Below are 17,849 nucleotides of genomic sequence, written 5' to 3'. Positions count from 1 at the left end.
CCAACAACGGCGCTGGGCGACTCAGATCGTGGTCGCCGACGAGCTGGCTCGCCGCGCCTGCGCGGAACGGGGCCTCGCTCCACCGGACGACGTACTGCCGATGCACCTGCTCACCATCCCCGAAACCGACATCGCCGACCTCGGCAGCATCATCGCGGCAGCACTGGCCCACTCCCCCGCCGCCCGATCCCTGCTCGCCGACCTCGAACGCGAGCAGCACATCCCCGAAACGGCCGTACGCGACTACTACGACCGCAACCGGGACCGCTTCCTCACCCCCGAGGCGCTGAGGCGCGGCGTGGACCCCTACGACGATCCGGCACCGGCGGACATCCAGCCCTACGAGGACGTCCACGACGGCATCGCCCGGGAGCTGCGCCACGCCGCCGCCCGACGCGCGTTCTTCGACTGGCTCGACCGGGCCCGCGAGGACGTCGAGTACGCCGAAGGCCACGAGCACCCGGGCGATCCCACCCACCAGGACCACGAACACCGTCACTGACCGCCGTACGCAACCGAACAGCAACACGGCAAACCATTGACCTCCGATGAATTCTGGTCCACCTTTTCATCAATCGAAGTCCAACTTGGTGATTTGAGCCAGCACCGACTGGTCCCAGGAGGGCAGCAATGCGCGCAAGAAGACTCACCGGATCCCTGACCTGTCTGGTCGTCCTGACGCTGACGGCCGCCGGCTGCGGCCTGTCCGGCGGCGGATCCGACGGCGGTGACGCCACGGCCGGCGGCTGCAAGGTCGACAAGGGCAACGTCGGTTCCGGCAAGCTCTCCGGCGAGGTCAAGGGGAAGATCACCTTCCAGACCACCAACCTGAAGAAGGACTTCGGGAAGTACTTCAACGGCGTCATCGACGCCTTCGAGCAGGCCCACCCCGGCACCACGGTCAACTGGATCGACGACCCGGGCGACGCCACCTTCACCCAGCGCCTGGTCGCCGACGCGCAGGGCTGCACGCTGCCGGACGTGGTGAACATCAACGTCAACACGGCGGTGGCGCTGACGAAGAACGGCTACCTGCTGAACCTGGACGCCAAGGCGCCCGACGCGGGCAAGCCGTTCACGCCCGCGATGTGGAAGTCCAGCAGGTACGCCGACGCCGACGGCAAGCAGGTGCACAGCGTGCTGCCCTGGTACTCCGGCGGCATCGTGCAGACCTTCAACACCGACCTGATGAAGAAGGCGGGCCTGGACCCGGCCAAACCTCCGACGACCGTCCTCGGACTCTTCGACGACGCGGAGAAGATAGCCAAGGCCTCCGGCGGCAAGTACTACGCGTTCCTCGCCAACCCGCAGCTGCGCATCCCCGCCGACTGGCAGCAGATGGGCATCAAGGTCCTGTCGGAGGACGGCAAGAAGTTCACCTTCGCCGACGACCCCAAGACGGCCCAGTGGGTCGAGGCCATGACGAAGCTCTACAAGGCCGGCGGCATGCCCCGCGACTCGCTCTCCTCCACGCAGGACCCGGCCAACGTCTACGGCCAGGGCAAGCTGGTCTACGGCCCGACCAACCCCAACTTCCTGCGGTTCATCCAGCAGAACAACCCGAGCGTCTACAAGAAGACCGGCGTGGCCCGCTACATGCTGGACGCCCTCGGCCACACCGTCGGCGCCCCGCAGTACATCGGCGTCGCCTCCACCAGCAAGAACGCCTCGACGGCACTGGCCTTCGCGCGGTTCCTGACCAACGCGGAGAACCAGCTGGAGTGGGCGAAGGACCCGAACGTCGTCATCTTCCCCTCCACCACGGCCTCCCTGAACGACCCGTTCTTCCAGTCGGTCAAGGGCGACGACCCCTTCGCCCAGGCCCGCAAGATCGTCGCCAGTGACCGCAAGACCGCCACGGCCGACGAGATCGCGCTGACGCCGGGCGAGCTGAACGCCATCTCGGCCCAGATCCAGCTGGCCATGCAGGGCAAGAAGAGCGCCGAGGACGCCCTGAAGGAGGCCCAGTCCAAGGCCAACCAGCTGATCGAACAGGGCAGCTGAGGATGACCCCACCGACCGTCCGCAAGGCGCCCGTCCCCGCTCCCCCGGGTGCGGGCGCCCCGCGCCCCGGCGCCGCTGCCCCCGCTCCGACGCCGGGGCTCCTGCGCCGCGCCCTCCGCTCCGTGACGCCCGGCCCGAGCGCGGACGCGGGGGGCGCGGCGCTCTACCGCCGCTGGTGGCTGCCCTGGCTGTGGATGACCCCGGCGATCATCGGGGCGACCGTGTTCGGGGTCTTCCCGTTCCTCAACACCGTCGTCGTGTCCTTCACCGACGCCAAGCCGCTCGGCGGGGCGTACGACCTCGTCGGCCTGGAGAACTACCGGCGGATGCTGGGCGACCCGGACTTCTGGCTCGCCACCCGCAACAGCCTGCTGTACGCGCTGATCGTCGTCCCGCTGATGGTGCTGCTGCCGCTGCTGCTCGCCATCCTCGTCGAGAAGAACCTGCCCGGCATCGGCTTCTTCCGCTCGGCGTTCTACACGCCCGTCCTCGCCTCCAGCGTGGTCGTCGGCCTGAGCTGGCAGTGGCTGCTGAGCGACCAGGGGCTGGTCAACACCTGGCTGCAGCGGGCGCACCTCATCCGCGAGGCCATCCCGTTCCTGTCCGACTCGTGGCTGATCCTGCTCTCGGCGATGGGCCTGACGCTGTGGAAGGGCCTCGGCTGGTACATGATCTTCTACCTGGCGGCCCTCGGGAACGTCCCCAGGGAGCTGCACGAGGCGGCGGCCGTGGACGGGGCGGGTGCCGTGCGCCGCTTCTGGCACGTCACGGTGCCCGGTGTCCGCCAGTCGATGATGCTGGTCGGCACGCTGACCGGCATCGGCTCCCTCAGGGTCTTCACCGAGATCTACATGCTCGGCGGCTCCACCGGCGGCCCCGGCGGCGCCGACCGCACGCTGCCCTTCTACATCCGCGACGTCGGCCTCGACCCGCTCACCGGCAACGCCGGCTACGGCGCCGCCGTCAGCGTCGCCCTGTTCGCCCTGACCCTTGGCCTCACGCTGCTCGCCCAGCGCCTGACGAAGGAGGACGAGGCATGACGACCGCCGTCGACAAGCGTCCCGGCCCGGCCCGCCGCCGGCGTCTGATGCCCCGCTGGCGCGACTACGGCCGGCCCCGCGAACTCGTCGTCCGCTACCTGCTGCTGGTGTTCGTCCTGTTCATCACCATCGGCCCGCTGCTGTGGCAGCTGCTGTCGTCCCTCAAGGGCGCGGGCGAGGACGTCTTCGGGGCGGGTGCCTCCCTGTTCCCGCACCACCCGTCGCTGCGCGCCTACCGCGAGGTCTTCGACCAGGTGCCGGTGTGGACGTACATCCGCAACAGCGTGTTCGTGGCCGTGCTGTCCATCGCCAGCCAGCTCGTCTTCTCCACCATGGCCGGCTACATGCTGTCCAAGCCCGGCTGGAAGGGCCGGAAGCTGGTGTGGGTCGTGCTGCTGGCGTCCATGATGTTCCCGTTCGAGTCGATCATGGTGTCGCTGTTCCTCAGCGTCCGGGACATGGGCCTGGTCGACAACCTCGTCGGTGTGTGGCTGCCCGGTTTCGTCGCCGCGATCAACGTCCTCATCATGCGGGCCGCGTTCCTCGCCGTACCGCGCGAGATCGAGGACGCGGCGATGCTGGACGGGGCGGGCGAGTGGAAACGCTTCCGGTACCTGTACCTGCCCTCCGCCTACGGGGCGATCCTCGTCGTCACCATCAACACCTTCATCAGCGCCTGGGACGACTTCCTGTGGCCGCTGATCGTGCTGCGCTCCGAGGACCACTTCACGCTGACGCTGGGTCTGGCGCGGCTGCAGACCTCGTCGTTCGGCTACGACCAGCGGATGGTGATGGCCGGTTCGGTGATCTCCGTGATCCCGGTGCTGGTGCTGTTCGTCATCACCCAGCGCTGGTTCTACAAGGGCGTCTCCTCGGGGGCCGTGAAGCTCTGAGTCGGTACGGCGGTCAGGGCGGCCCGCGCGGACTGCGCGACGCGGAACTCGACCACCGTGCCGGGCGGGACGGCGGCCTGGAAGTCGGCGCCGAGCGGGAACGCGACCGTGCGGGTCTCGCCCGGCGCCAGGTCGACGGCCTGGAATCCGTGCAGTTCCAGCGTGCGCGGCCAGACGGGGGTCCGCAGCCGGCGCAGGTAGAGCTGGGCGACGGAACGGCCGGGGCGCCGGCCCGTGTTGGTGATGTCGGCCTCGACGGTGTGCTCTGACAGCCGCGGCGGGCCGTACGCGAAGCTCGTGTACGCCAGTCCGTGTCCGAAGGAGTGGTGCGGCTCGGCGCTGTCATCGACGTAGCCGCCGTACTCGGTGTCCTTGTGGTTGTAGTAGACGGGGAGCTGGGCCGCGGAGCGGGGCACGGAGACCGGCAGGCGGCCGACGGGCCCGGCGAGGCCGAGCAGCACTTCGGCGATCGCCTCGCCGCCCCAGGGGCCGGGGTACCAGGCGGTGAGCAGCGCGGCCGCCGTGTCGGGCACGACGTGCGGGCGGCCCTGGATCAGCACGACCACGGTCGGCGTCCCCGTCGCGACCACTGCGTCCAGGAGCGCGTACTGGGCGTCGCCGAGCCGCAGCCCGGCCAGATCGACGCCCTCGCCGCAGGTCATCTCCGACACGGGGGTGCGCGCGGCGCCGTTGGCGTCGAACTCGGTCCCGGCGGAACGCGCGCTGCTGCCGCCCAGCACCAGCACGGCGACATCGGAGGCGGCGGCCTGGGCGATCGCCTCGGGGATGCCCGACAGGTCGCCGCCGGTGAGGGCGCATCCCCGGGCGTGGCGGATGTCGATGCCGGCCGGGGCGAGTCCCCGCAGCCCGTCGAGGACGCTGGTGCCGGTGCCGGGGCGTTGCGGGGCGGTGTAATCGCCGAGGTGGTGGGCGACGGTGTCGGCGTGCGGACCGAGGACGGCGATCCGTGCGGCGCCCGACAGGGGCAGCACGCCCCGGTCGTCGTGGAGGAGGGTGACGGCGGCGCGGGCGAGGTCGGTGCTGATGTCGCGTCCGGCGGCGGGGTCGGGGAACGGGGCCGTGCTGTAGGGCTGGTCGAACAGGCCCAGGCGGAACTTGAGCCGCAGGACCCGCGCGACGGCCTCGTCCAAGGTCTCCTCGCTCACCAGGCCGCGCTCGACCGCCTCCTCCAGGTGGGTGAAGCCCTCGTCCCACAGGCTGAGGTCGACACCGGCGTGGAGGGCGAGGGCGCCGGCGGAGACCGTGTCGCCGGTGACGCGGGCGAGCCGGTCCACGGCCAGCCCGTCCGCCATGACGAGACCGTCGAAGCCCCAGCGCTCCCGCAGCAGTCCGGTGAGCAGGGCGCGGTTGCCGGAGCAGGGCATCCCGTCGACCTCGTTGTAGGCGGCCATGACGGCGGCGGCCCCGGCCCGGACACCGGCACGGGCGGCGGGCAGGTGGATCTCGTGCAGCTCGCGCGGCCCGAGTTCGGACTCGGCGGAGTTGCGGCCGCCGACGGTCGCGCCCTGCCCGGCGAAGTGCTTGAGGACGACGGGGGCCTTGTCGGCGGCGAAGGTCCCGTCCGGCCCCGGCTCGCCCTGCATGCCGCGGACGAGCGCCTCGGTGAGCCGGGCGGCCAGGTACGGGTCCTCGCCGAAGCACTCCTCGGTCCGGCCCCAGCGCGGGTCCCGGGCGATGTCCAGGGCGGAGACGAGCGCGACATGGCCGCCGCGGGCGCGCAGTTCGGCGGCGGCGTGGGCGGCGGCCCGCTCGTACAGCGCGGGGTCCCAGGTGGCGCCGACGGCCAGGTTGACGGGCAGGACCGTGCCGTCGAGGGCCATGTGGCCGTGCGGCACCTCCTCGACGAACAGCGCCGGTATGCCGAGCCGGCTGCTCTCGACGACGTGCCGCTGCACGAGGTGGGCCAGTTCCGCGCCGTCGGCGGCGCCGGATCCGGTGGCGTGGTCGACACCGGACCAGGCGTCGGCGCGCAGCAGCCCGTACAGCGCGCCGAGTCCGGCGAACCGCTCGGTCTCGGCGTAGAGGGCGTCGGTGAGCTCGAAGCGGCCGTCGGGGGTACGGCGGTAGGCGTCCCAGCCGTACATCCGCTGGTTGAGCTGGCCCGCCTTCTCGCGCAGGGTCATCCGGCAGAGCAGATCGCGGACGCGGGCGTCGACGGGGGCGGCGGGATCCCGGTAGAGGAGCGCGGCGACGGTCATGTGCGGTCCCGGTGGGCGAGGCGGGCCAGGGCGACGGCGCCCCGGCAGCCGTCGGAGACCCAGTCGAGGGTCAGGCCGAGGGCGTGCAGGCGGGTTTCGAGCCGGGAGGTGAGGGGCCCGTCGGGGCCGAGCAGCCCGCCGGTGGCGACGACCCGTTCCCCGGGGGCGGGCTCCAGGGCCCGGACCGTCTCGGTGAGATGGTCGGCGGCCTCGTCCAGGATGGCCAGGGCGACGGCGTCCCCGGCCGCCTCGACGACGAGGGGGGCGAGCCGTGCCAGGCGGACAGGGGGCTCGGCCATGACGGCGGGGAGCAGGTGCCGACGGTAGGCCTCGCGGTGGGGGCGGGACCAGGAGGTGCCGGCGTGGGGCGGGAGGGGGTACCCGGACGCGCCGGGGGTCCCACCCGGACCGCCGGTCCTGCCCAAGCCGGGGGTGCTGGGGGTGCCACCCGGGCCGGGGGCGCCACCCGGGCCACCGCTCCTGCCCGAGCCGGGGCCGCCGGCGTGGGGCGGAAGGGCGTACCCGGGCGCGCCGGGGGCCCCGCCCGGGCCGCCGGTCCTGCCCAAGCCGGGGGCGCCGCGGGTGCCACCCGGGCCGCCGGTCCCGCCCAGGCCGCTGGTGCTTCCCAGGCCGCCGGTCCCGCCCGGGCCCCCCGTCTCGTGCGGGGCGTCCGTGTCCTCGCCGAGCGGCCGGACCACGACACCGCCGGCCGCGCCGAGCGTCGGCCCGCCGGGCAGCACGTCCTCCGGCACGCCCAGTTCCCGTCCCACCGTCGCCGCCAGCGCCGTCGCCGCGCCCCTGCCGTCGGCCATCCTGAGGGCGGCGCGCACCGCCGCCCGGCCGATCCAGAAGCCGCTGCCGTCGTCGCCGAGGAGCCAGCCGTCGCCGTCCACGGTGGCGGTGCCGCGGCGGGCGGTGATCCGCATGGCGACCGCGCCGGTGCCCGCCACCAGGGCGAGTCCGTCGGCCGGTGCTCCCGGCGCGCCGGCGAAGGCCGCCTCGATGTCGCTGCTGACGAGGGGCGGGCCGGCGTCGATGCCCAGGCGGCGCAGGGCGGCCGTGAGGGCGGCCAGGGCGTTGCGCCGCCCCGGCTCGTCGGCGGCGGCGTCCGTGGCGCCCGCGAAACCGCCGGCCACGGCCACCACCCGGTCCCGGACCGGCTCCGGCACGGCCCCCGCGAGCGCCTCGGCGAGGTGCTCGGTGAGCCGCGGCCCGGGGACGGTCAGGGCGTTGCCCGGCCCGGCGGCGCCCTCGCCCAGCGGACGGCCGTCCTCGGCGGTCGCCAGGACCGCCCGGGTGCGCGTGCCGCCCGCGTCGAGACCGATCACCAAGGAGGCGGCGCCTTGACACTCCTGGTTCAATTCATTACCCATCGCCGACTATGGTGATTGATGCATTCACGCAGGGCAAGACTCGACCCGGGGAGGATCCCATCCCTACGCTCCGCTTCGGCGTCAACTACACGCCCCGCCGCGGCTGGTTCCACGCCTGGCACGACTTCGACCCGGCGCACGCCCGCGAGGACCTGGACCAGATCGCCGCCCTCGGTCTCGACCACGTCCGGGTCTTCCACCTGTGGCCGCTGCTCCAGCCCAACCGCACGTTCATCCGCCCGGCGGCCGTGGACCAGCTGGCCCGCCTGGTCGACCTGGCGGGCGAGGCCGGCCTCGACGTCCTGGTGGACGGCGTGCAGGGCCATCTGTCGAGCTTCGACTTCTACCCGGAGTGGACGCGCAGCTGGCACCACCGCAACGTGTTCACGGACCCGGAGGCGGTCGCCGCCCAGGCCGAGCTGATGCGCACGCTCGGCCGCGCCCTCGGCGGCCGTCCCCACCTCATCGGCCTCCAGCTCGGCAACGAGCTCAACAACCTGGTCGAGCACAACCCGGTGACCCCGGCCGAGGTCGACCACTACCTCGACACCCTGCTCGCCGCCGCCCGCGAGCACCTGCCCGCGGGCCGGCTCGCGACCCACTCGGCCTACGACGCCGCCTGGTACGGCGACGACCACCCCTTCACCCCCGAGGCCTCGGCCCGCAAGGGCGATGTGACGACCGTCCACCCCTGGGTGTTCTCCGGCGACTGCGCCCGCCGCTACGGCCCCCGCTCCCCGCAGGTCCTGCACCTCGCCGAGTACGGCACGGAACTCGCCAAGGCCTACGCCGAGGACCCGGTCCGGCCGGTCTGGGTGCAGGAGACGGGTGCCCCGGAGCCCCACATCCCGGCGGCCGACGCCCCGGACTTCGCCCGGGCGACCGTGCGGAACGCGGCCTCGTGCGAGGGGCTGTGGGGCGTGACGTGGTGGTGCTCCCACGACGTGGACCGCTCCCTGGCCGACTACCCGGAACTGGAGTACACCCTGGGTCTGTTCGACTCCCGGGGCCGCGCCAAGCCGATCGCCACCGCGCTCGCCGAGACCGTCGCCGAGGTGCGCGCCGGGCACCACCCGGCCCGGCCCCGCGACACGGCCCTGGTCCTGGACTGCACGCCGTCCACCCGCTCGGTCTCCGGCCCGGGGGGCGCGTACTTCGAGGCGTGGACGGCCCTGCGCGCGGAGGGCGCCCGCCCGGCGGTGGTCCTGGCCGAACGGGCGGACGACGCCGCGTACCTGGCGGCGCGCGGCATCAAGGACGTCGTACGGCTGCCGTGAGGGGTCAGGCTCCGGCCAGCACCTCGGCGACGGCCCGCAGGTTCGCCCGCCCGCGCCCGTAGGAGCAGAGCGCGCCGCCCTCCGGCAGTCCGGTGTCCACGCGTACGGCGTCGGGCCGCCGGGCCAGCAGGGCGGCGCGCAGCCGTTCCTGCCAGGGGTGCAGTCCGGCGTCGCAGGTGGCGACGACCAGCGGCGCGGCGCCCGCGGCGCGCAGGATCCCGTCGACGGCGGCGGCCCGTTCGGCCGGCTCCTCGGTGAGCGCGGTCCCCGTGGCGGTGGGGTCGAGGGCGCGCACCTCGGTGAGCAGGTCCTCGCCGCCCCAGTTGAGCGCCGGGTGCGGCGGCGGGAACAGGTCGACGACGTGGGCGCCGCGCACGGCCGGCGGCGCCGGCCGGCCGCGGACCGCCCGGCGCGCCGCCTCCAGCCCGGCGGCCGCGTCCCAGTCGTCGACCGCCCGGGCCGGGGCGGCGTACCGCTCGGCGAGCCGCCGCACCCGCCCGGCGGCCTCCCGCACCCGCTCCTCGGCCAGCACCCCGGAACGCAGCGCGCCGAGCACCGCGTCCCGGCAGGCCAGGGTGGTCTCCAGGTCCGGCACGGCGACGACGACCTGGTCGGCGCCCGCGGCGAGGGCGATCCGCGCCCCGGCGGCCTCGCCGTAGCGGTCGGCGATGGCCTTCATCTCCAGCGCGTCGCTGACCAGGACGCCGTCGAAGTCCAGTTCGTGGCGGAGCAGATCGCCGAGGATGCGACGGCTCAGGGTGGCGGGCCGCTCGGGGTCCAGGGCCGGGAAGACGACGTGGGCGCTCATGATCATCGGCACGCCCGCGTCGACGGCCGCGCGGAACGGTTCCAGGTCGGCCCGCAGCTCGTCGTACGGCCGGGGGTCGACGGCGATGCCGTGGTGGCTGTCCGTCTCGGTGCCGCCGTGCCCGGGGAAGTGCTTGGCGCAGGAGGCCACGCCCCGCCGTTCGGTGGCGGCGATCCAGGCCCGCAGGTGCCGGGCGGCCAGGGCCGGGTCGGCGCCGAAGGACCGGGTGCGCACGATCGGGTTGCGCGGATGGTGCTGGAGGTCGGCGACGGGGGCGTAGGAGGCGGTGATGCCGAGCGTGGCCAGGTGCCCGGCGAGCGCGTCGGCGCAGCGGGCGGTGAGCGCCGGGTCGTCGGCGACACCGAGGGCGTAGGAGCCGGGCACGTCGGGCGCGCCCGCGCCGACCAGGTGGCCGATGCCGCCGCCCTCGTTGTCGATGGCCACGATCAGGTCGGGGCGCAGGGAGCGAAGCGTGTCGGTGAGCTCGCGTACCTGCTGCGCGTCGCGCACGTTCCGGGTGAAGAGAATGACTCCGCCGAGCCCCCGGTCGATGAGCCGCTTGAGCGGGTCGGGCACGGTCGTCGTGCCGGCGAAACCGGCGACGAGGCAGCGATGGGCGGCCTCGTCGAGACCGGGGGGCAGGGGCGCAGAGTGGGTCACTCCGCGAATCCTCTGGCTCGTTGAGCCAAATGTCAACGGATCAATGGATCACTCATTCATCACCCCGCGCCGTCTCAGCCCTCCTCGGGCGTCAGGCGCAGCGCGATGCTGTTGATGCAGTACCGCTGGTCCGTGGGCGTCGGATACCCCTCGCCCGCGAACACGTGCCCGAGGTGGGAGCCGCACCGCGCGCACCGCACCTCGGTGCGGACCATGCCGTGCGAGCGGTCCTCGATCAGTTCCACCGCGTCGGAGTCCTTCGGGTCGAAGAAGGACGGCCATCCGCAGTGCGACTCGAACTTGGTCTCCGAGGTGAACAGCTCCGCACCGCAGGCGCGGCAGGAGTAGACCCCCTGGGTCTTGGTGTCGGTGTACTCACCGGTGAAGGCGGGCTCCGTGGCCGCCTGCCGCAGGACGGCGTACTCGCCCGGCGTCAGCTCCGCCCGCCACTGCTCGTCCGGCTTCTCCACGTCGTACGGCATGAGCCTCCAGCCCCTCAGTTCGACAGACGGTCCAGGATGCGCGGGCCGAGGTCGGTGACGTCGCCCGCTCCCATCGTGAGAACGAGATCCCCCGGCTTGGCCATTCCCGCGATCGCCCCGGGGACGTCCGCCTTGTCGTGCACCGGCGTCACGTCCGCGCCGGCCGCCCGGGCCGCCTCGATGATCAGCTCGCTCGTCACACCGGGGATCGGGTCCTCGCGCGCCGGGTAGATGTCCAGCACGACGGAGGCGTCCGCCAGGGCCAGCGACCGGCCCATCTCCTTGCCCAGCTCCTGCGTCCGGGAGAACAGGTGCGGCTGGAAGACGACCAGGATCCGGGAGTCGCCCGCCGCGGCGCGCATCGCCTCCAGGTCGGCGGTCATCTCGGTGGGGTGGTGCGCGTAGGAGTCGATGACCTGCACGCCCGCGGCCTCGCCGGTGAGCTGGAGCCGCCGCTTCACGCCCGTGTACGCCGCCAGCGCCGGGGCCAGCTCGGCCGCCGGTACGCCCAGGGCGACGCCCGCCGCCAGCGCGGCGACGGCGTTGTGCGCGTAGTGCCGGCCCGGGACGGAGACCGTGAAGGTCAGCTCCTCGCCCTCCAGCACCACGGTGACCTCGCTCTTCAGCCCCTGCGGGACGACCGACAGGACACGCACGGCGGCGTCCTCGGACTCGCCGTACGTCACCACCCGCACCCCACGGCCCGCGATCCGCCGGGTCAGCTCGCGCGCACCCTCGTGGTCGGCGGTGATCACCAGCGTGCCGCCCTCGGTGATCCGGTCCACGAACGTCTCGAACGACTCGTAGATCTCCTCCATCGAGGCGTAGTTCGCGTGGTGGTCGAGCTCGACGTTGAGGACGATCGCGACCTCGGGCGCGTACTTGTGGAAGCTGCGGTCCGACTCGTCCGCCTCGGCGACGAAGATCTCGCCCTCGCCGTGCAGCGCGTTGGAGCCGGGCGCGTCCAGGTCGCCGCCGATCGCGTACGACGGCTTCAGCCCCAGCTCGCCCAGCGACACGGCGAGCATCGAGGTCGTGGTCGTCTTGCCGTGCGTACCGGCCACCGCGATCGGCCGCAGGCCCTCCATCAGGGCGGCGAGCGCGTCCGACCGGTGCACGACGGGCACCCCAAGCTCGGCGGCGCGGGCCAGCTCGGGGTTGTCCCGCCGGATCGCCGACGACACGACCACGCAACTGGCGTCGTCGGCCAGGTGCTCCGCCGCGTGCCCGATGTGGACGGTCACGCCCAGCGCCCGCAGCGCCTCGGCCGTCGCCGACTCCTTGGCGTCACTGCCCGCCACGAGGGCCCCGCGCTGCGCGAGGATCTTCGCGATCCCCGACATCCCGGCCCCACCGATCCCGATGAAGTGCGGTCGGTCCATGGCGGAGGGAAGGCCGGGTGCCATGCGTTTCTCCCTGTGCGTGTGCGGAACGTTCAGCGGCACAGCCTATGCCGAAGCGTCCACCGGTGATGACACCACCGGCGGCTACGCCTTGCTGTGCGAGAACAGCTTCAGCACCGGCACCCCCACCTTGTGCCGAGCCCGCGACGCCCAGTCCCGGTGGAAGAACTCCTCCACGTAATGGGGGTCGGTGAGCACGATGACCTCGTCGGCGCCGACCTCCTCCACCAGGGACTTCAGCGCGTCCAGCGGGTGATCCTCGATCAGCCGCCCCTCCGCCGCGCTGCCGGAGGACCGCAGCGCGGCGAGGGACACCTCCAGCGCCCGCTGCCCCACGCTCAGCGCCTCCTCGCCCTCCGGCGTCTCCCCCTCCCGCACGGCCTCGTCCAGTTCGCCGAGGGCGACATCGTCGATGGCCCGCAGCAGCCGGTCCGCCTGCTCGCCGCGCGGCTGGAGCAGCACCTGGAAGGAGACCTGCTCCTCACCGTGCAAGGTCGTGACGAACTCCACGTCGGCGGACGTCAGGGCCTTCTCGATCATCAATACGCTTGTGAACACCAGGCGCCCCTTCTGCTCCCGGGGGCCCGCGGCCCCACTCGTCCGTGGGCCGCGCCGGCCCTGCGGAAACCATCCTGCCCCGCGTTCGCACGGGCACTGCCGGATCCAGTGTGCCCTCCGCAATCCAAACAGAACGGCATATTCCGCCGATTAACGGACCGGCGGCGACCCTCGCCCCCGTGTCCGGACGTACCGGCCGGCCGGACTTCCCGACCGCCGACACCTTGTACCCCGCCGTGGCCGGTTCAGTACGTCAGGACCGCCCGTACCGCGTGAAGAGGAAACCGTCCTCCTCCAGCATCGACAGCAGCGTGAAGCGGTGCGGGACCGTGACGGCGGGCCCCCCGGCGATGCGCTGCGCGCCGCCCGCGGTGAGCATCGGGGAGACGGTCAGGCACAGCTCGTCGAGCACGCCGGCCGCCACCATCTGGCCCAGCAGGCGCGGGCCGCCCTCGGTCAGCAGCCGGGTGTGGCCGAGGCCGGCGAGGGCCCGGACGGCGCGGGCGGGGTCCACGCCGATGCCGTCGCCGGCGGTCACCACCCGCGCGCCCGACTTCTCGGCGGCGGCGACGCGGTCCGGGGCGGCCGCGGCGCCGGTGAGGATCAGGGTGGGCACCAGGGGCGAGGTGAACAGCGGGAGCGAGAAGTCGAGGTCCAGGCTGGCGGTGACGACCGCGATCGCGGGGGCGGGCGTCTGCCCGGCGGCCTCCCGCATCGCCGCGAAGTCGGCCCGCGCGCGGGCCGGCCGGTACCCCTCCTGGCGCACCGTCTCCGCCCCGACGACCACCACGTCCGCCAGCGCCCGCAGCGTGCCGAAGATCCGCATGTCGGTCGCGCTGGAGATGGGCTGCGACCGGCCGTCGTGCTGGGCGGCCCCGTCCAGCGTGGACACCATGTTGGCCCGCAGGTACGGCACCGGACCCCCGGGGCCCGGCTCCGGATAGGCGTACGCGGCGGCCAGCTCGGCGAGGCCCCACTCCCGCCCCGCGGCGCCCTCCGCGGGCCCGCCGCCCGGGGCCGGAGCTGCTGTTTCATCGGTCACAGGGAACAGACGTCGCATGCCGTGCAGTGTTCCACGCGCCGTAGCATGGTGAACCGTGTCCTCTTCCCCCGCTCCCTCCGGTACCGGCCCCGTGACCGACGCGGCCCCGCTCTCCCTGTGCGCGCGTGAGCCGCACGTTCCGGCGGACCGGCTGGTCGCCGAGATGGTGCCGCCGCCGCGGTTCGACTCCGTGCGGTTCAGCACGTACATACCCGACCCGAACCAGCCGAGCCAGACCGAGGCCGTCGAGGTCCTGGAGGGCTTCGCGGCGGGACTCGGCGGGCCGGCCGACTCGGGCAGGCGGCGGCTGTTCGGGTTCGGCAAGCCGGCGAGGAAGGCCCCCTCCGGTCCGCGCGGCGTCTACCTCGACGGCGGCTACGGCGTCGGCAAGACCCACCTGCTGGCCTCCCTGTGGCACGCCACCCCGGCCGAGCCCGCGCTCAAGGCGTTCGGCACGTTCGTGGAGCTGACCAACCTGGTCGGCGCCCTCGGGTTCCAGCAGACCGTCCAGACCCTTTCCGGCCACCGCCTGCTCTGCATCGACGAGTTCGAGCTCGACGACCCGGGCGACACCGTCCTGGTCTCCACGCTGCTCGGCAAGCTCGTCGACGCGGGCGTCGCGCTCGCCGCCACCTCCAACACCCTGCCGGGCAAGCTCGGCGAGGGCCGGTTCGCCGCAGCCGACTTCCTGCGCGAGATCCAGGGCCTGTCGGCGCACTTCCGCGCCCTGCGCATCGACGGCGAGGACTACCGCCACCGCGGCCTGCCCGAGGCGCCGCCGCCGTACTCCGACGAACAGGTGACGCGGACGGCGCACGCCACCGAGGGCGCTTCCCTCGACGCGTTCTCGCCCCTCCTGGAGCACCTCGCCCGGGTCCACCCCAGCCGGTACGGCGCTCTGACCGACGGGATCAAGGCCGTGTGCCTCACCGGGGTGCGGCCGGTTCCCGACCAGTCGACGGCGCTGCGGCTCGTCGTCCTCGCGGACCGGCTCTACGACCGGGAAGTGCCCGTCATGGCCTCGGGCCTGCCCTTCGACCAGCTGTTCAGCGAGGAGATGCTGAACGGCGGCTACCGCAAGAAGTACTTCCGGGCCATCTCCCGGCTCACCGCCCTGGCCCGCGACGCGGGCAACCTGGCGACCGCCCGGTAACCACAACCCCAATATCGCCCCAACTGCCGTACCGCAAGGGTTGTTTCCAGCCACCCCGCCTACGGTTTTCAGGCTCTCTTCAGCTTGAAACGTTAAGTTAACCCTGCAAATGGCTTTGCAGGGTTAACGTGTTTCTTGACCAGCCATTGACCAATGGTTGGTCAGCGCTAGACGTGTGAATCACCTGAAGGGGGGCGCATGTTCCGAGGTACGACGGCACGGACCGTGGTTTCGCTCCTCGCCGCCGTCCTGCTCGCCCTTCAGTTCTTCGCACCGACGGCATCCTTCGCATCCGCGCACACGCCCAGTCAAGCCGAGGCCAAGGCTCAGCCCGGAACCAAACCCTCCGGCAAGTCCTCACGCCCCGGTGCCAAGTTCTCCGGCAAGGCACTGCGCGACGAGATCGCCACATGCCGCGCCGGTCACCACGGGGACCCGACCGGTCCCCTGCGGACCCGCGACCGGGCCCACGCCGCCGACTCCGCGCCCTCAGCGCCCGAGCGGCCGCTGCTGAGGCACATCCAGCCGACGGCAGACGACCCGGTCAGACCCGGCACCGCGCACCAACGCACGTCGAGATCCTCGGCGTCGCACACGCCGGCAGCGCTGCAGGTCTTCCGCTGCTGAGCACCAGAGCAGTACCCCCCACCTCTGTCATGCCCGTCCGACGCGCCCCCACTGCGCGCCAGGAGGAGTCACCACACTCATGCAACCCCTCATCGACAACGCCCGCATGTTCGGACAGCGCCCTGAGGAGTTCGCCCGCCTCGCCGAGGGCCAGTCCCCCGACGTCCTGTTCATCACCTGCTCCGACTCCAGGGTCGTACCGGCCCTGATCACGGGCGCCCGCCCCGGCGAGCTCTTCGAGCTGCGCACCGCGGGCAACGTCGTCCCCCCGTACGCCTCCGCCACCCCCACCGGCGAGGCGGCCACGATCGAGTACGCCGTGCAGGTGCTCGGCGTCAAGCACATCGTGGTCTGCGGCCACTCCCACTGCGGCGCCGTCGGCGCGGTGGTGCGCCACGACGACCTCGCCGCCGTACCCGCCGTGCGCGACTGGCTCGCCCACGCGGCGGACGAGCCCAAGTGCTCGGACCCGGCCGACCCGACGGTCGCCGAGGCCGTGCAGAACCACGTGCTGACCCAGCTGCTGCGGCTGCGTTCCTACCCGTGCATCGAGAAGCGCCTCGAGGCCGGTGAACTCCAGCTGCACGGCTGGTACTACGAGGTCCACACCGGCGTCGTGCGGGAACACCGCGCGGAGTCCGACGCGTTCGAGACGCTCTGAGGGGGCTGGTGACCATGCTGTCCAAGTTCCCTTACCTGAGGCAGGACTTCCTCGCCTCGATCGTCGTCTTCCTGGTCGCCGTGCCGCTGTGCGTCGGCGTGGCGGTCGCCTCCGGCGTCCCCGCCGAGCTGGGTCTCATCACCGGCATCGTCGGCGGCATCGTCACCGGGCTGATGCGCGGCAGCAGCCTGCAGGTCTCCGGGCCCGCCGCCGGTCTCACCGTGCTGGTCTTCGAGGCCGTCAGCGAGTTCGGCGTGGCCACGCTCGGCGTGATCGTGCTGTTCGCCGGTCTGCTCCAGCTCGCCATGGGCTTCCTCGGCATAGGCCGCTGGTTCCGGGCGATATCCGTCTCCGTCGTCGAGGGCATGCTCTGCGGCATCGGCCTGGTGATCATCGCCGGGCAGATCTACGCGGCGGCGGGCCTGAAGGCCCCGGAATCCGGGATCGGCAAGATCGCGGGCCTGCCCGGGGCGTTCGCCGACGCCCTCGGCAACACCACGGCCCTGACGTCCCTCGCGATCGGCGCGGGCACCATCGCCGTCATCGTGCTGTGGAAGAAGATGCCGAAGGCCGTCCAGGCCGTGCCCGGCGCCCTCGCCGCGGTCGTCCTGGCCACGGTCGCCACGCTCGCCTTCAGCCTGCCGGTCGCCACCGTCCAGGTGGAGGGTCTGCTCGGCGTCATCCAGGTGCCCGGCGGCGAGGCCTTCGGCGAGCTGGCCAACCCGGCCATCTGGGGCACGATCATCGCCTTCGCGCTGATCGCCTCCGCCGAGAGCCTGTTCAGCGCGGCGGCCGTGGACCGGCTGCACGACGGTCCGCGCACCGAGTACAACAAGGAGATGATCGCTCAGGGCGCGGGCAACACCCTGTGCGGCCTGCTCGGCGCGCTGCCGATGACCGCGGTCATCGTGCGCAGCTCCGCCAACGTGAACGCGGGCGCCAAGACCAAGGCGTCCCGGGTGCTGCACGGCGTGTGGCTGCTGCTGTTCGCCGCCGCGATGCCGTGGGCCCTGGCCCTGATCCCGATCCCCGCCCTGGCGGGCATCCTGGTGCACGCGGGCTGGAAGCTGATCCCGTTCCGCCAGATCACGGCGCTGTGGCGGGCGCACAAGGGCGAGGCGCTCATCCTGGTCGTCACGGCCGTGTCGATCGTCGCGGTGAACATGTTCGAGGGCGTGCTCATCGGTCTGGCCCTGTCGGTCGTCAAGACCGCCTGGGAGGCCTCGCACGTCAAGCTCGAGATCATCGACAAGGGCGCCGGCCCGATCCAGGCGTACCTGTCGGGCAACGCCACCTTCCTGCGGCTGCCGAAGATCCTCGACAGCCTGGAGGCGCTGCCCCAGGACCGCCCGGTCGAGCTGGACCTGTCGGGCCTGCACCACCTCGACCACGCCTGCCGCACGGCCCTGGAGAACTGGGCCGCGCGCCACAGCGCGACGGGCACCGAGCCGGTGAAGGTCACGGAGTCCGAGGAGACACCGGCGGCCGAGAAGGTCACGGCCGCCTAGCCGGTCCCCGCACACCGGAACCCCGGGGCCGGGGCGCGCACACCCTGCGCGCCCCCCCCCAGGCGGCGGGCCGCCCCCCCCACCGCCCCCCGCCCCCCGCCCACCACCCCCGCCCGCCCGCCCCCGGGGCATGCCCCCCCC

Annotated in this window: 16 protein-coding genes; 9 read left to right on the top strand and 7 right to left on the bottom strand. The window is 72.9% G+C overall.

What is annotated here, in order from left to right:
* The first annotated feature begins 28 nt into the window (after positions 1-28).
* The 4 genes from ABZ948_RS29965 to ABZ948_RS29950 all read left to right on the top strand — a co-directional run bounded on the left by ABZ948_RS29965 (position 29) and on the right by ABZ948_RS29950 (position 3,937).
* Positions 29-502, top strand: a complete 474-nt coding sequence (locus ABZ948_RS29965) for a peptidyl-prolyl cis-trans isomerase (protein ID WP_359764722.1) — start codon at positions 29-31, stop codon at positions 500-502.
* A 128-nt stretch (positions 503-630) separates the two neighbouring features.
* Complete coding sequence (locus ABZ948_RS29960) at positions 631-2,004, top strand: extracellular solute-binding protein (RefSeq protein WP_359764720.1); 1,374 nt, start codon at positions 631-633, stop codon at positions 2,002-2,004.
* A gap of 2 nt (positions 2,005-2,006) precedes the next feature.
* Entirely contained in the window at positions 2,007-3,044 is a 1,038-nt protein-coding gene (locus tag ABZ948_RS29955; protein ID WP_359764718.1) for a carbohydrate ABC transporter permease, read from the top strand.
* A complete protein-coding gene (locus ABZ948_RS29950) occupies positions 3,041-3,937 on the top strand; it encodes a carbohydrate ABC transporter permease (RefSeq protein WP_359764717.1) in 897 nt (298 codons plus the stop codon). The genes ABZ948_RS29955 and ABZ948_RS29950 overlap by 4 nt, the downstream gene beginning before the upstream one ends.
* On the opposite strand, the gene ABZ948_RS29945 is transcribed toward ABZ948_RS29950, so the two are convergent.
* On the bottom strand, positions 3,901-6,156 hold the full coding sequence (locus tag ABZ948_RS29945) for a glycoside hydrolase family 3 N-terminal domain-containing protein (protein WP_359764715.1): 2,256 nt from the start codon (positions 6,154-6,156) through the stop codon (positions 3,901-3,903). The two genes, ABZ948_RS29950 and ABZ948_RS29945, sit on opposite strands and share 37 nt — an antisense overlap.
* Positions 6,153-7,529 (bottom strand): N-acetylglucosamine kinase, encoded by a 1,377-nt coding sequence (locus tag ABZ948_RS29940; protein ID WP_359764713.1) that lies wholly within the window; start codon positions 7,527-7,529, stop codon positions 6,153-6,155. The genes ABZ948_RS29945 and ABZ948_RS29940 overlap by 4 nt, the downstream gene beginning before the upstream one ends.
* An 8-nt stretch (positions 7,530-7,537) precedes the next feature.
* Here ABZ948_RS29940 and ABZ948_RS29935 point away from each other — a divergent pair, with 8 nt between their 5' ends.
* The gene (locus tag ABZ948_RS29935; protein WP_359764711.1) at positions 7,538-8,806 is read left to right on the top strand and encodes a glycoside hydrolase 5 family protein; all 1,269 of its coding nucleotides are present in this window, start codon (positions 7,538-7,540) and stop codon (positions 8,804-8,806) included.
* Positions 8,807-8,810: 4 nt separating this feature from the next.
* On the opposite strand, the gene ABZ948_RS29930 is transcribed toward ABZ948_RS29935, so the two are convergent.
* The 5 genes from ABZ948_RS29930 to ABZ948_RS29910 all read right to left on the bottom strand — a co-directional run bounded on the left by ABZ948_RS29930 (position 8,811) and on the right by ABZ948_RS29910 (position 13,777).
* On the bottom strand, positions 8,811-10,274 hold the full coding sequence (locus tag ABZ948_RS29930; protein WP_359764709.1) for a glycoside hydrolase family 3 N-terminal domain-containing protein: 1,464 nt from the start codon (positions 10,272-10,274) through the stop codon (positions 8,811-8,813).
* Between the two features lie 74 nt (positions 10,275-10,348).
* On the bottom strand, positions 10,349-10,756 hold the full coding sequence (gene msrB / locus ABZ948_RS29925; RefSeq protein WP_359764707.1) for a peptide-methionine (R)-S-oxide reductase MsrB: 408 nt from the start codon (positions 10,754-10,756) through the stop codon (positions 10,349-10,351).
* Between the two features lie 14 nt (positions 10,757-10,770).
* A complete protein-coding gene (gene murC / locus ABZ948_RS29920; protein WP_359764705.1) occupies positions 10,771-12,162 on the bottom strand; it encodes a UDP-N-acetylmuramate--L-alanine ligase in 1,392 nt (463 codons plus the stop codon).
* An 81-nt stretch (positions 12,163-12,243) separates the two neighbouring features.
* Positions 12,244-12,717, bottom strand: coding sequence for an indole-3-glycerol phosphate synthase (locus tag ABZ948_RS29915; RefSeq protein ID WP_359764703.1), 474 nt, complete (start codon positions 12,715-12,717; stop codon positions 12,244-12,246).
* 253 nt (positions 12,718-12,970) lie between these two features.
* A complete protein-coding gene (locus tag ABZ948_RS29910; RefSeq protein ID WP_359764701.1) occupies positions 12,971-13,777 on the bottom strand; it encodes a pyrimidine reductase family protein in 807 nt (268 codons plus the stop codon).
* Positions 13,778-13,814: 37 nt separating this feature from the next.
* Here ABZ948_RS29910 and zapE point away from each other — a divergent pair, with 37 nt between their 5' ends.
* The 4 genes from zapE to ABZ948_RS29890 all read left to right on the top strand — a co-directional run bounded on the left by zapE (position 13,815) and on the right by ABZ948_RS29890 (position 17,708).
* Entirely contained in the window at positions 13,815-14,912 is a 1,098-nt protein-coding gene (gene zapE / locus ABZ948_RS29905; protein WP_359764699.1) for a cell division protein ZapE, read from the top strand.
* 198 nt (positions 14,913-15,110) lie between these two features.
* Positions 15,111-15,539 carry a hypothetical protein gene (locus tag ABZ948_RS29900; protein WP_359764697.1) on the top strand — a complete coding sequence of 143 codons (429 nt, stop codon included), beginning with the start codon at positions 15,111-15,113 and terminating at the stop codon, positions 15,537-15,539.
* A gap of 79 nt (positions 15,540-15,618) precedes the next feature.
* Positions 15,619-16,200 carry a carbonic anhydrase gene (locus ABZ948_RS29895; protein WP_359764695.1) on the top strand — a complete coding sequence of 194 codons (582 nt, stop codon included), beginning with the start codon at positions 15,619-15,621 and terminating at the stop codon, positions 16,198-16,200.
* Positions 16,201-16,214: 14 nt separating this feature from the next.
* Positions 16,215-17,708: a SulP family inorganic anion transporter gene (locus ABZ948_RS29890; RefSeq protein WP_359764693.1), complete on the top strand. Its 1,494-nt coding sequence runs from the start codon at positions 16,215-16,217 to the stop codon at positions 17,706-17,708.
* The last annotated feature ends 141 nt before the right edge of the window (positions 17,709-17,849 follow it).

This window comes from Streptomyces olindensis (genome assembly GCF_040645895.1).
In the GTDB taxonomy this organism is placed as follows: Bacteria; Actinomycetota; Actinomycetes; order Streptomycetales; family Streptomycetaceae; genus Streptomyces; species Streptomyces olindensis.
Note: the sequence above shows the minus strand (reverse complement) of the source record. Positions and strands in the feature narration are given on the sequence as shown.

Excerpts from the sequence above, each read along its gene's own strand:
- ABZ948_RS29900 (WP_359764697.1), top strand. The coding sequence starts at position 15,111 with ATGTTCCGAGGTACGACGGCACGGACCGTGGTTTCGCTCCTCGCCGCC.
- ABZ948_RS29935 (WP_359764711.1), top strand. The coding sequence starts at position 7,538 with ATGGTGATTGATGCATTCACGCAGGGCAAGACTCGACCCGGGGAGGAT.
- ABZ948_RS29890 (WP_359764693.1), top strand. The coding sequence starts at position 16,215 with ATGCTGTCCAAGTTCCCTTACCTGAGGCAGGACTTCCTCGCCTCGATC.
- msrB (WP_359764707.1), bottom strand. The coding sequence starts at position 10,756 with ATGCCGTACGACGTGGAGAAGCCGGACGAGCAGTGGCGGGCGGAGCTG.
- murC (WP_359764705.1), bottom strand. The coding sequence starts at position 12,162 with ATGGCACCCGGCCTTCCCTCCGCCATGGACCGACCGCACTTCATCGGG.
- ABZ948_RS29910 (WP_359764701.1), bottom strand. The coding sequence starts at position 13,777 with ATGCGACGTCTGTTCCCTGTGACCGATGAAACAGCAGCTCCGGCCCCG.
- ABZ948_RS29945 (WP_359764715.1), bottom strand. The coding sequence starts at position 6,156 with ATGACCGTCGCCGCGCTCCTCTACCGGGATCCCGCCGCCCCCGTCGAC.
- ABZ948_RS29955 (WP_359764718.1), top strand. The coding sequence starts at position 2,007 with ATGACCCCACCGACCGTCCGCAAGGCGCCCGTCCCCGCTCCCCCGGGT.
- ABZ948_RS29950 (WP_359764717.1), top strand. The coding sequence starts at position 3,041 with ATGACGACCGCCGTCGACAAGCGTCCCGGCCCGGCCCGCCGCCGGCGT.
- ABZ948_RS29960 (WP_359764720.1), top strand. The coding sequence starts at position 631 with ATGCGCGCAAGAAGACTCACCGGATCCCTGACCTGTCTGGTCGTCCTG.
- ABZ948_RS29895 (WP_359764695.1), top strand. The coding sequence starts at position 15,619 with ATGCAACCCCTCATCGACAACGCCCGCATGTTCGGACAGCGCCCTGAG.
- ABZ948_RS29940 (WP_359764713.1), bottom strand. The coding sequence starts at position 7,529 with ATGGGTAATGAATTGAACCAGGAGTGTCAAGGCGCCGCCTCCTTGGTG.